Origin of the sequence: Bacillus cereus group sp. BfR-BA-01380 (genome assembly GCF_022663535.1) — a bacterium.
Lineage (GTDB): Bacteria > Bacillota > Bacilli > Bacillales > Bacillaceae_G > Bacillus_A > Bacillus_A cereus_BB.
Genome location: NZ_JAKUFS010000016.1, coordinates 14,054 through 25,892, shown reverse-complemented (window position 1 = coordinate 25,892; position 11,839 = coordinate 14,054). Strand labels below are relative to the sequence as shown.

The following is an 11,839-nucleotide window of genomic DNA, read 5'->3' as shown; positions in this document are numbered from 1 at the left end:
AGGGATTGAATTGAAATTGAAATTTCGGTTAACTTATCTTTGGTATAAGTTATTACTAAAACTTGGAATTAAGACCGATGAAATTTACTATATTGGTGGAAGTGAAGCGTTGCCACCGCCATTAACAAAAGAAGAAGAAGAAATTTTGTTGCAAAAACTACCAAAAGGAGATGAAACAGCAAGGTCACTTTTAATAGAGCGTAATTTGCGTCTTGTTGTATATATTGCCAGGAAGTTTGAAAATACAGGGATTAATATTGAGGATCTTATTAGTATTGGAACCATTGGTTTAATTAAAGCGGTTAATACATTTAATCCAGAAAAAAAAATTAAACTTGCAACGTATGCCTCAAGGTGTATTGAGAATGAAATATTGATGCATTTGCGGAGAAATAATAAAAATCGTTCAGAAGTGTCATTTGATGAGCCCCTTAATATTGATTGGGATGGAAATGAACTATTGCTATCAGATGTTTTAGGAACAGATGAGGACATTATTACAAAGGATTTGGAAGCAACTGTTGACCGCCATTTACTTATGAAGGCATTGCATCAATTAAATGATCGAGAGAAGCAAATTATGGAACTTCGTTTTGGATTAGATGGTGGAGAAGAAAAAACCCAAAAGGACGTTGCTGATATGCTTGGGATTTCCCAGTCTTATATTTCACGCTTAGAAAAACGAATTATTAAAAGACTTCGTAAAGAATTTAATAAAATGGTATGAGATGTGGCTAAGCTGCGGATTGTCTTGTTATAAAGGATGTAAGTTTCATTTGATATGAGACAAATGAATATATGCATAAAATTCCCTCCAAAGGAGATACTTTACACTGTACAGCAACTCCCGATAGGAGGGAACACTTTGACGAGAAACAAAGTAGAAATTTGCGGTGTTGATACATCTAAACTTCCAGTACTAAAAAACGAAGAAATGCGACGGCTATTTCGAGAAATGCAAAGCGGCGATATAAGCGCAAGGGAGAAACTAGTAAACGGAAACTTACGTCTTGTACTGAGCGTCATCCAAAGATTTAACAACAGAGGGGAGTTTGTTGATGATTTATTTCAAGTTGGCTGCATTGGACTTATGAAATCCATTGATAATTTTGATTTAAGCCAAAATGTTAAATTTTCAACGTATGCTGTACCGATGATTATCGGAGAGATTCGAAGATATTTACGTGATAATAATCCCATACGAGTATCGCGTTCCTTGCGTGATATTGCGTATAAAGCATTACAAGTACGTGAAAAACTCATTGCTGAAAATTCGAAGGAGCCAACAGCGATGGATATAGCAAAAGTACTTGATGTGACGCACGAAGAAATTGTGTTTGCGCTTGATGCAATTCAAGATCCAGTTTCATTATTTGAACCAATATACAATGATGGCGGGGATCCAATTTTTGTTATGGATCAGTTAAGTGATGATAAACAAAGGGACGAGCAATGGGTCGAAGAGCTAGCATTAAAAGAAGGAATGAAGCGACTAAATGAACGAGAAAAGATGATTATTCGCAAGCGCTTCTTTCAAGGGAAAACACAAATGGAAGTGGCTGAGGAAATTGGGATTTCTCAAGCGCAAGTGTCACGTCTTGAAAAATCAGCAATTAAACAAATGAATAAAACAATTCAAGGCTAAGGTCTCATCATTTATGATGAGACCTTTTATAGTTTTGAGGGGATATTCTGTTCATAGGAAAGATGGCGGATTCATATAATGGCTATAAAGAAAAGATTTTGAACGTGAAAGAACTTAATGAAGGATACGCTTTATCCCACATTAACGGACTCCACCTCAAGATGCAAAGAAAAGCGAAGAAAATAGGTGGAAAGGAAGTAAAAATTTATTGATGGAAGTCTTACTTTATTTTTTAATTGAGGTGAAATTGTGATTGCCAGTTAAGTATGAGACAAAGGAGAGGATTGTAATGATACGTATTTCAGAATTTCAAATGAAAGATGTTGTCAATGTGTCGGATGGAAAGAAACTTGGAAATATTGGAGATATTGACATTGATATGAGGACAGGAAAAATTCAGGCAGTTATTATTACAAAACAAGGGAAAATGCTAGGGTTATTTGGAAAAGAAGAAGAATCTGTAATCCCCTGGAAACAAATTGTGAAAATAGGGGAGGATGTTATTTTAGTTCGAGCAGATCATCTTCCTAATGTTACAGAAACAATACAAACACCGACAACTTTTTGAAGAATATTACAAATTTCTCTTTTTTTTAATGTTGTCATTATGGAAAAATAAAAGTATGGTAAAATAGACAGGAAGTACCATACTTTTTATGTTATTTTATTAATAAGGAGCCTTTTTATGAGAGAACCATTTACATATAAGAACGGTATATTACATTTACATATGTGGGAAGAACTTGGACCTATTATAGCTGGATTTACCACAAAAGAAGGTGGAGTGAGTACTGGACCGTTTCATACAATGAATCTAGGACTACACGTCCAAGATAAAGTGGAAGATGTTCATGAAAATCGGCGTCTTTTAGCAGAAAAATTACACGTATCATTAGAAACTTGGGTTTTTTCGGAACAGGTTCATGATCATCATGTTGCAAAAGTGGGCAAACAAGAGAAAGGAAAAGGTGTCTTTTCCTATGAAGACGGTATTCCGAATACTGATGGCATATATACGAAAGATACAGATGTGTTATTAACATCTTGTTATGCGGATTGTGTGCCGCTCTATTTTTATGCACCATCTTATGGAATGATTGGACTTGCACATGCTGGTTGGAAAGGAACCGTAAAAGGAATTGCGAGTGAAATGATCGGTAAGTGGAAAGATGAAGGGATACCACTCGATGATATACATGTTGCTATCGGTCCGTCTATTGGCGCGTGTTGTTATGTTGTGGATGAGCGTGTATTATCTGCCGCTAAACAAGTGCTTCATGGTTCCGTTCCATTTGACTTGATTTCTGATGGACAATATGCAATAGATTTAAAAGAAATAAATCGTTTGTTATGTTTACAAGCTGGGATTAAAGAAGAGAAAATTGTCATGTCATCTCTTTGTACAAGCTGTGAAGCGCAATTATTTTTCTCACATCGCCGCGACCATGGAAAGACGGGAAGAATGCTTAGTTTTATTGGTTTTAAGGAGGATGGGAAGCAGTGACAGTACAAGGGAATTTAACATATGTTAGGCAAGAAGTTGAAAGAGCATGTAGGCGAGTAGATAGATCTTTAGACGAAATTACACTTGTTGCTGTTACAAAAACAGTAGGAATTGAAAAAACAAATGAAGTGCTACAAGCTGGGATTGTGCATCTTGGAGAAAATCGTAATGAAGGTTTGTTACAAAAGTATGAGTATTTTGAAAACAAAGCGACGTGGCATTTTATCGGTTCATTGCAATCTAGAAAAGTAAAAGAGATTGTAAATGAGATTGATTATTTGCATTCACTTGACCGTCTTTCACTTGCAAAAGAAATTCAAAAACGAAGAGTGAAACCTATTCGCTGCTTTGTTCAGGTAAAAACCTCAGCAGAAGAATCTAAACAAGGGCTAGACATAGAGGAGACAATTGATTTTATTTACAACTTACAACAATTTGATAAAATTGAAGTTGTCGGACTGATGACAATGGCACCTTACACAGACGATGAAATGCAAATTCGTAGTTGTTTTCAAATGTTGCGTAAACTGCAAAAGCAAGTACAAGATTTAAACCTATCGCATGCTCCGTGTACGGAGTTATCAATGGGAATGTCAAATGATTATACAATTGCAATTGAAGAGGGCGCTACATTTATTCGTTTGGGAACGATATTAGTGGGAAAAGAATAGAAGGAAGGAGAATTTGATTATGAGTTGGTCAAAAGTAAAGTATTTCTTTTTTGACACACCTGAAGAACGAGAAGCACATTATGCTTACGAAAAGGAGCAAAATGAAATGAAAAAACAGCAGGACCCAGAGCAGGATATTCCTCTTGCAAAGATACAAACGAAACAAAACGTAGTAAGCATTGAAACAGCGAAACAACCCTCGAAAGTTGTTTTATTAGAGCCCCGTACGTACTCAGAAGCACAGGGGATTGCTGATCATTTGAAAGGTCGTCGTGCAGTTGTAATTAATTTACAACGTATGTCTACAGATCAAGCACTGCGTATCGTTGACTTTTTAAGTGGAACTGTATATGCAATAGGCGGGGATATTCAAAAGTTAAGTCCAAAAACATTTATATGTACGCCGGATAATGTAGATATTGTTGGAGCAATTTCTGAATTGTTCGGTGAAGAAGAAGAGACAAATATAAAAAGGTGGTAGTGCGCTATGACGATGCTTTTACAAATTTTGTTCTATCTATTGGAGTTTTATTCATATGCGCTTATTATTTATATCCTTTTAACTTGGGTTCCGGGAGCAAGAGAGTCGACATTTGGTGATTTTCTTGCCCGTATTTGTGAGCCGTATTTAGAACCGTTCCGGAGATTTATTCCACCACTTGGTGTAATTGATATTTCTCCAATCGTGGCGATCCTTGTATTACGTTTAGCAGGGTCAGGATTAGTACGCATATTCGAATTTTTTATGGGGTAAGAAAATATAAATGAGCATCTATGAACATTTTAGACCTGAAGAAACGGTTTTCGTTGATAAAGTATTAGAATGGAAGCATGCAGCAGCAGAGTACCATCAAGTGAAACTTACTGATTTTCTTGACCCGCGAGAACAACAGATTGTTTCTATGATTGTTGGACATCAAGGAGATGCTGCCTTTCAGTTATACGGGGCTGCTCCGAGTGCAGAAAGAAAACGGGCGTTAATTTATCCCGATTACCTTATGCCGAATGCAGAAGAGTTTCAAATAGAAATATTAGAAATTGACTATCCTTCTAAATTTTATACGCTGGAGCATCGCCAAATATTAGGAGCATTTATGTCTCTTGGCTTAAAGCGAGAGAAATGCGGAGATATTTGGCTCCAGAACGATCGTGCCCAAATTGTAGTTGCAAAAGAAGTTGTATCATATATAGAAATGAATTTACAATCAATTGGAAAAACAAAAGTATCTTTATCACCTGTGTCAACTGATCATACATTACATATAGAAGATCAGTGGAATGAAAAGTCAGGAACAGTATCATCGCTTCGGTTAGATGTATTGCTAGCAGAAATGTTTCATCTATCTCGGCAAAAGGTTCAGCCGTTCATAAAAAATGGTCTTGTAAAAGTAAATTGGAAAGTAGTTGAGCAATCTGCTTATGAATGCTTTCCGGGAGATGTATTTTCTGTAAGAGGTTATGGTAGAAGTAAATTACTCATTGTTGAGGGAAAAACAAAGCGCGATAAATGGAGAATTTTGTATGGGATTTTAAAATGATTTCTTTTTTTAGAAGGAAAATCTCCTATTTTGTCGAAGAAAAGATATAATTAAAAAGGAAAATTTAGATAACCTACTTGGAGGTGGCGTTTGTGCCGTTAACACCGTTAGATATTCATAATAAAGAATTTAGTCGTGGTTTTCGTGGCTATGATGAGGATCAAGTAAATGAATTTCTTGATCAAATCATTAAAGATTATGAATTAGTAATTCGTGAGAAAAAAGCATTAGAAGAAAAAGTTGCACAACTAGAAGGGAAATTAGAACATTTCTCCAATATTGAAGATACATTAAATAAATCTATCGTTGTAGCACAAGAAGCAGCTGAAGAAGTAAAGCGTAATGCACAAAAAGAAGCAAAGTTAATTGTGCGTGAAGCAGAAAAAAATGCGGACCGTATTGTTAACGAAGCGTTAGTAAAATCAAGAAAAGTTGCATTTGACATTGAAGAATTGAAAAAGCAAGCGAAGGTGTTTCGTACACGTTTCCGCATGCTAATAGAAGCACAGCTTGAAATGTTAAACAATGATGATTGGGACAAGCTAATTGAGTTAGAAGAAGAAGTAGATGAGCTTCTTAAGAAAGAAGAAACAGTGTAAGCTTGACGTTTTTCTCATTATTACATATAATTCTATACAACATAATTTTTTAGAAAAACGAAGATAGGGATAAGTACTTTTTTCATACCTTATATAGCGAACTGAGGACGGTGGAAGCTCAGGATAAGGAGAGAATGGGAATATCACCCTGGAGTTCCTCGCTGAACAACAAAGTAAGCAGAGGCGTGTATTCGCGTTAAGAATATAAAGAGGATTGCTACATATAGAGTAGTCTACTAGGGTGGTACCGCGGGAGATCTTCTCGTCCCTTTTTGGGGATGAGAAGGTCTCTTTTTTATTCCATTTATTTAGAAAAAATACCTTTCTTTTATATATTCAAGGAGGAATTAAGCATGGAGTATAAAGATACATTATTAATGCCAAAAACAGAATTTCCAATGCGTGGAAATTTACCAAAGCGTGAGCCTGTAATGCAAGAAAAATGGGCTAAAATGAATATGTATGAAAAAGTACAAGAACGTACACAAGAACGTCCGCTATTTGTACTACATGATGGACCGCCATATGCAAACGGTGATATTCATATGGGACATGCGTTAAATAAAGTATTAAAAGACTTTATTGTTCGTTACAAATCGATGACGGGATACTGTGCACCATATGTACCAGGTTGGGATACACACGGATTACCAATTGAACAAGCTTTAACAAATAAAGGTGTTAAGCGTAAAGAAATGACAGTTGCTGAATTCCGTAAACTTTGTGAAGAATATGCATACGAGCAAGTAAATCGTCAGCGCGAGCAATTTAAACGTTTAGGTGTGCGCGGTGATTGGGATAATCCATACATTACATTAAAGCCAGCATATGAAGCACAGCAAATTAAAGTATTTGGTGAAATGGCGAAAAAGGGTTATATCTATAAAGGACAAAAACCGGTGTACTGGTCTCCAACGAGTGAATCTGCATTAGCAGAAGCGGAAATTGAATATAAAGATAAAAAATCTGCATCTATTTATGTAGCATTCCCTGTAAAAGATGGAAAGAATGTTTTAGAAGGCGACGAAACATTCATTATTTGGACAACGACACCTTGGACGTTGCCAGCTAACTTAGGTATTTCTGTTCATCCAGAACTTGAATATAGCATTGTGAAAGTAGCAGATGCGAAGTATATCATTGCGTCTGAGTTATTTGAAACAGTTGCTAAAACATTAGAGTGGGAAAATGCTGAAGTTGTGAAAACAGTAAAAGGTAGCGAACTTGAGTATACAACGGCGAAACACCCATTCTATGACCGTGATTCTCTTGTTATGCTTGGTGAGCATGTTACAACAGATGCTGGTACAGGGTGTGTACATACAGCACCTGGACACGGGGAAGATGACTTCCTTGTTGGAAAGCAATATGGTTTAGAAGTTCTTTGTCCAGTTGATGATAAAGGTGTATTAACAAGCGAGGCTCCTGGATTTGAGGGATTATTCTACGATAAAGCAAATAAACCAATTACAGAAAAATTAGAAGAGGTTGGTGCGTTATTAAAATTAACATTTATTACGCATTCTTATCCACATGACTGGAGAACGAAACAACCAATTATTTTCCGTGCAACAGCACAGTGGTTTGCGTCTATTGAAGCGTTCCGCAAAGAATTATTACAAGCTGTGGAGGAAACAAAATGGGTACCGGCTTGGGGGGAAACACGTCTTCATAACATGGTCCGTGACCGCGGTGACTGGTGTATTTCTCGTCAACGTGCATGGGGTGTTCCGATTCCTGTATTCTATGCAGAAAATGGTGACCCGATTATTACAGACGAAACAATTAACCATGTAGCAGCGCTATTCCGTGAACATGGTTCGAACGTATGGTTTGAACGTGAAGCGAAAGACTTATTACCAGAAGGATTTACACATCCATCTAGCCCAAATGGTGAATTCCGAAAAGAAACAGACATTATGGATGTATGGTTTGATTCTGGTTCTTCTCATCAGGCTGTATTAGAAGAGCGTGATGATTTGCAACGCCCAGCTGATTTATATTTAGAAGGATCTGACCAATATCGTGGTTGGTTTAACTCTTCATTATCAACAGCAGTTGCGGTAACAGGTAAAGCGCCGTATAAAGGTGTTCTAAGTCACGGCTTCGTACTAGATGGTGAAGGTCGTAAAATGAGTAAGTCTATTGGAAACATTGTTGTACCGAAGAAGATTATGGACCAATTAGGCGGCGATATTTTACGTTTATGGGTATCTTCAGTTGATTATCAATCTGATGTACGTATTTCTGATGATATCTTAAAACAAGTAGCAGAAGTATATCGTAAAATTCGTAATACATTCCGTTTCTTATTAGGAAACTTAGCTGATTTTGATCCAAGTAAAGATGTGGTATCTGCTGCAGAACTTCGTGAAGTTGACCGCTACATGTTAGTGAAATTAAATGACTTAATTACAAAAGTAAAAGATGCTTATGAAACGTATGAATTTGCTGCTGTATATCATGCGATTCATAACTTCTGTACAATTGATTTAAGTTCATTCTATTTAGATTTTGCAAAAGATATTTTATATATCGAAGCAGAAAATAATCATGACCGTCGTGCAATTCAAACGGTACTATATGATGTACTTGTTGCATTAACAAAACTTGTAACACCAATTTTACCGCATACAGCAGATGAAGTATGGCCGTATGTTCCTGGCGCTGTAGAAGAAAGTGTCCAGTTAACTGATATGCCAGAAGCTGTAGAAGTAGAAGATGCTGAAGAGTTAAAAGTAAAATGGGATGCATTTATGACACTTCGCGATGATGTATTAAAAGCATTAGAGGATGCACGTAATGCAAAAGTGATTGGTAAATCATTAAATGCAAGCATCACACTTTATCCAACAGCAGAAATGAAAGAATTATTACAATCTATTACAGAAGATGTGAAACAATTATTTATCGTTTCTGAGTACCATCTTGGTGGAACAATGGAAGAAGCGCCAGCTGATGCGCCGAAATATGAACATACAGCTGTCGTTGTAGCGCAAGCAACTGGTGAAACGTGTGAACGTTGTTGGGTTGTGTCTGAATCAGTAGGAAGTAATGCAGATCATCCAACATTATGTAAACGTTGCGGAGAAGTTGTAACAGAACATTATGTAAAATAATGAGATGAGGGAAATCGACTGCAGACAAGGCAGTCGATTTTTTTCTTCCTTGGAAGGAAAAATGTGTGTGCGGTAATCGTGTGCTTTTCGGATAAACTAACGATACATTCCAGCTGGGAGGGACGCGCTTGTGACTGACACATACATGGAAATCCAAGAAGAGTTACAATTAATGCAGTGGGAATTACAGAAGCGATTAGCAAAAGAAGAGCTGTATACGTATGATGTAGAATTTGGACAGGAATTGCTAGGTATAGTCAAAACAGATGTGAAACATAAATTATTATTGCATGATATAAGAGAAGATTTAAAAGATGTAGAGCGAGCACTTTGGAAAATGGAAATAGGTATGTATGGAATTTGTGAAGAAACCGGACAAAGAATGACACTTAGACAATTAAAGGGTATGCCAACAGCACGTACAATTTATGAATGTTTTTATGGAAAAGTAAAAACAATTTAAAGACAACAATATTATATTACCTAATTCACTTTATTTTATGCTCCCATGCGATGCTTCATTGTGAAAACATAGCAGCTATGCTAAAATTTTGAGGTATACTGTCATTGTGGGGGAAATGAAAATGATATATTATTTAATAGCATTATTCGTGATTGCCATTGATCAAGTATCAAAATGGATTATCGTGAAGGAAATGGAATTAGGTGAGAGCATTCCAATTATTGATAATGTGCTGTATATAACGTCTCACCGCAATCGCGGAGCTGCATGGGGCATTTTAGAAGATAAAATGTGGTTTTTCTATGTGATCACCGTTATCTTTGTTATTTTTATTCTGTTTTATATGAAAAAATATGCAAAGACAGACAAGCTTCTCGGCATTTCGCTTGGGCTTATTTTAGGCGGAGCAATTGGTAATTTTATTGATCGTGTAGTACGAAAAGAAGTTGTTGATTTTATCCATACGTATATTTTTTCATACAACTTCCCAGTATTTAACGTTGCAGACTCGGCATTATGTGTTGGGGTTGCATTAATTATTATTCAAACATTATTAGAAGGAAAGAAAACAAAGGAGTAAATAATGAGCGAAGTAGTACAAGTAACAGTTACAGAAGAGCAAAAAAATGAACGGATTGATAAATTTGTTGCTGGAGTGAACAATGAATGGTCTCGTTCACAAGTACAGCAATGGATTAAAGATGGTGTTGTAACGGTAAATGGAAAAGACGTTAAAGGGAATTATAAAGTAAAAACAAATGATGAAATTACAGTTACCATTCCAGAACCAGAAGAACTAGATATTAAGGCTGAAGATATGAATTTAGAAATTTATTATGAGGATGCTGACGTATTGGTTGTAAATAAGCCACGTGGCATGGTTGTGCATCCAGCCCCGGGACACACAAGTGGTACACTTGTAAATGGTCTTATGTATCATTGCACAGACTTATCAGGTATCAATGGTGTAATGCGTCCAGGGATTGTGCATCGCATTGATAAAGATACATCTGGGTTATTGATGGTGGCAAAAAATGATATGGCACATGAGGCGCTTGTTAACCAGCTTGTAGCGAAAACGGTAACAAGACGTTATCAAGCAATTGTTCATGGTGTGATTCCGCATGATAAAGGAACGATTGATGCGCCAATTGGTCGTGATAAACAAGATCGTCAAAGTATGACCGTTGAGGAAAATGGGAAACAAGCTGTGACTCATTTCCGTGTATTAGAACGTTTTAATAATTTCACTCATGTGGAGTGTCAATTAGAAACAGGCCGCACGCATCAAATTCGTGTACATATGAAATATATTGGATATCCACTTGTAGGTGACCCAAAATACGGTCCAAAGAAAACGTTGGATATAAATGGTCAAGCACTACATGCAGGTATTTTAGGTTTCATTCATCCGCGCACAGGTGAATATTTAGAGTTTGAAGCACCAGTTCCACAAATTTTTGCGGATCTTTTAAATGATTTACGAAAATAATATTGACAATCGTTATAAAAACTGACATAATAACAGCAGTTGAATAAGTCCTTTAATACAACCCCGTGAGGTTGAGAAGGTAACGGTTTGAAATAGGTAGGGTGTTTATACCCTTTTTCAGAAGACCCTCTCGCACACGACGAGAGGGTCTTTTTATACCATTCCTCTCACGCATGAAAAAAGCCTGGAGGTGAAGAACATGCAAGAAAAAGCAGTGGTACTAGATGATCAAATGATTCGCCGCGCTTTAACACGCATTAGTCATGAGATTGTAGAACGTAATAAGGGTGTTGAAAATTGTGTTCTAGTTGGGATTAAAACACGCGGTATTTTCATCGCACAGCGCTTAGCAGAACGAATTGGTCAAATTGAAGGAAAAGAAATGGCCGTCGGTGAATTAGACATTACGTTATATCGTGATGACTTGACTTTGCAATCTAAAAACAAAGAACCGCTTGTAAAAGGTTCAGACATTCCAGTTGACATTACAAATAAAAAAGTTATTCTTGTTGATGACGTATTATATACAGGAAGAACAGTACGAGCTGCTATGGATGCGTTAATGGACATCGGTAGACCATCACAAATTCAGCTAGCTGTTCTTGTAGATAGAGGTCACCGTGAACTACCAATTCGCGCTGATTATGTTGGGAAGAACATTCCAACATCAAGCGAAGAACGTATTGAAGTAGACCTTCAAGAAACAGATAAACAAGATCGAGTAAGCATATACGAAAAAAAATAAAGCCCTTTTAAATGTAGTCCCGTGAGGCTGCCAAAGGATCTTGACTTTCATATGTCTAATTTG

General features: G+C 36.6%; 14 protein-coding genes and 1 other annotated feature. All 14 genes read left to right on the top strand.

The window, feature by feature from the left end; translation table 11 throughout:
* Nucleotides 1-10 precede the first annotated feature (10 nt).
* The 14 genes from sigE to pyrR all read left to right on the top strand — a co-directional run bounded on the left by sigE (nt 11) and on the right by pyrR (nt 11,776).
* A complete protein-coding gene (gene sigE / locus MR076_RS15415; protein WP_020059244.1) occupies nt 11-727 on the top strand; it encodes an RNA polymerase sporulation sigma factor SigE in 717 nt (238 codons plus the stop codon).
* A 138-nt stretch (nt 728-865) separates the two neighbouring features.
* Nucleotides 866-1,645 carry an RNA polymerase sporulation sigma factor SigG gene (sigG, locus tag MR076_RS15410; protein WP_090914402.1) on the top strand — a complete coding sequence of 260 codons (780 nt, stop codon included), beginning with the start codon at nt 866-868 and terminating at the stop codon, nt 1,643-1,645.
* Between the two features lie 289 nt (nt 1,646-1,934).
* Nucleotides 1,935-2,213: a YlmC/YmxH family sporulation protein gene (locus MR076_RS15405; RefSeq protein ID WP_242222076.1), complete on the top strand. Its 279-nt coding sequence runs from the start codon at nt 1,935-1,937 to the stop codon at nt 2,211-2,213.
* A gap of 117 nt (nt 2,214-2,330) precedes the next feature.
* Nucleotides 2,331-3,149: a peptidoglycan editing factor PgeF gene (gene pgeF / locus MR076_RS15400; RefSeq protein WP_242222074.1), complete on the top strand. Its 819-nt coding sequence runs from the start codon at nt 2,331-2,333 to the stop codon at nt 3,147-3,149.
* Nucleotides 3,146-3,820 carry a YggS family pyridoxal phosphate-dependent enzyme gene (locus MR076_RS15395; protein WP_242222072.1) on the top strand — a complete coding sequence of 225 codons (675 nt, stop codon included), beginning with the start codon at nt 3,146-3,148 and terminating at the stop codon, nt 3,818-3,820. The genes pgeF and MR076_RS15395 overlap by 4 nt, the downstream gene beginning before the upstream one ends.
* A gap of 19 nt (nt 3,821-3,839) precedes the next feature.
* Nucleotides 3,840-4,301, top strand: coding sequence for a cell division protein SepF (locus MR076_RS15390; RefSeq protein WP_242222070.1), 462 nt, complete (start codon nt 3,840-3,842; stop codon nt 4,299-4,301).
* Between the two features lie 6 nt (nt 4,302-4,307).
* Nucleotides 4,308-4,574, top strand: a complete 267-nt coding sequence (locus MR076_RS15385; protein ID WP_242222068.1) for a YggT family protein — start codon at nt 4,308-4,310, stop codon at nt 4,572-4,574.
* Nucleotides 4,575-4,584: 10 nt separating this feature from the next.
* On the top strand, nt 4,585-5,358 hold the full coding sequence (locus MR076_RS15380) for a YlmH family RNA-binding protein (protein WP_242222066.1): 774 nt from the start codon (nt 4,585-4,587) through the stop codon (nt 5,356-5,358).
* 92 nt (nt 5,359-5,450) lie between these two features.
* The gene (divIVA, locus tag MR076_RS15375) at nt 5,451-5,957 is read left to right on the top strand and encodes a septum site-determining protein DivIVA (RefSeq protein WP_242222064.1); all 507 of its coding nucleotides are present in this window, start codon (nt 5,451-5,453) and stop codon (nt 5,955-5,957) included.
* Between the two features lie 51 nt (nt 5,958-6,008).
* Nucleotides 6,009-6,230: a binding site (T-box leader), on the top strand.
* 80 nt (nt 6,231-6,310) lie between these two features.
* Entirely contained in the window at nt 6,311-9,076 is a 2,766-nt protein-coding gene (gene ileS, locus MR076_RS15370) for an isoleucine--tRNA ligase (RefSeq protein ID WP_242222062.1), read from the top strand.
* Between the two features lie 130 nt (nt 9,077-9,206).
* Nucleotides 9,207-9,539 carry a TraR/DksA C4-type zinc finger protein gene (locus MR076_RS15365; protein ID WP_242222061.1) on the top strand — a complete coding sequence of 111 codons (333 nt, stop codon included), beginning with the start codon at nt 9,207-9,209 and terminating at the stop codon, nt 9,537-9,539.
* Between the two features lie 121 nt (nt 9,540-9,660).
* Complete coding sequence (gene lspA / locus MR076_RS15360; RefSeq protein ID WP_242222059.1) at nt 9,661-10,119, top strand: signal peptidase II; 459 nt, start codon at nt 9,661-9,663, stop codon at nt 10,117-10,119.
* 3 nt (nt 10,120-10,122) lie between these two features.
* The gene (locus MR076_RS15355) at nt 10,123-11,031 is read left to right on the top strand and encodes an RluA family pseudouridine synthase (RefSeq protein WP_242222057.1); all 909 of its coding nucleotides are present in this window, start codon (nt 10,123-10,125) and stop codon (nt 11,029-11,031) included.
* Nucleotides 11,032-11,230: 199 nt separating this feature from the next.
* A complete protein-coding gene (gene pyrR, locus MR076_RS15350) occupies nt 11,231-11,776 on the top strand; it encodes a bifunctional pyrimidine operon transcriptional regulator/uracil phosphoribosyltransferase (RefSeq protein WP_242222055.1) in 546 nt (181 codons plus the stop codon).
* The last annotated feature ends 63 nt before the right edge of the window (nt 11,777-11,839 follow it).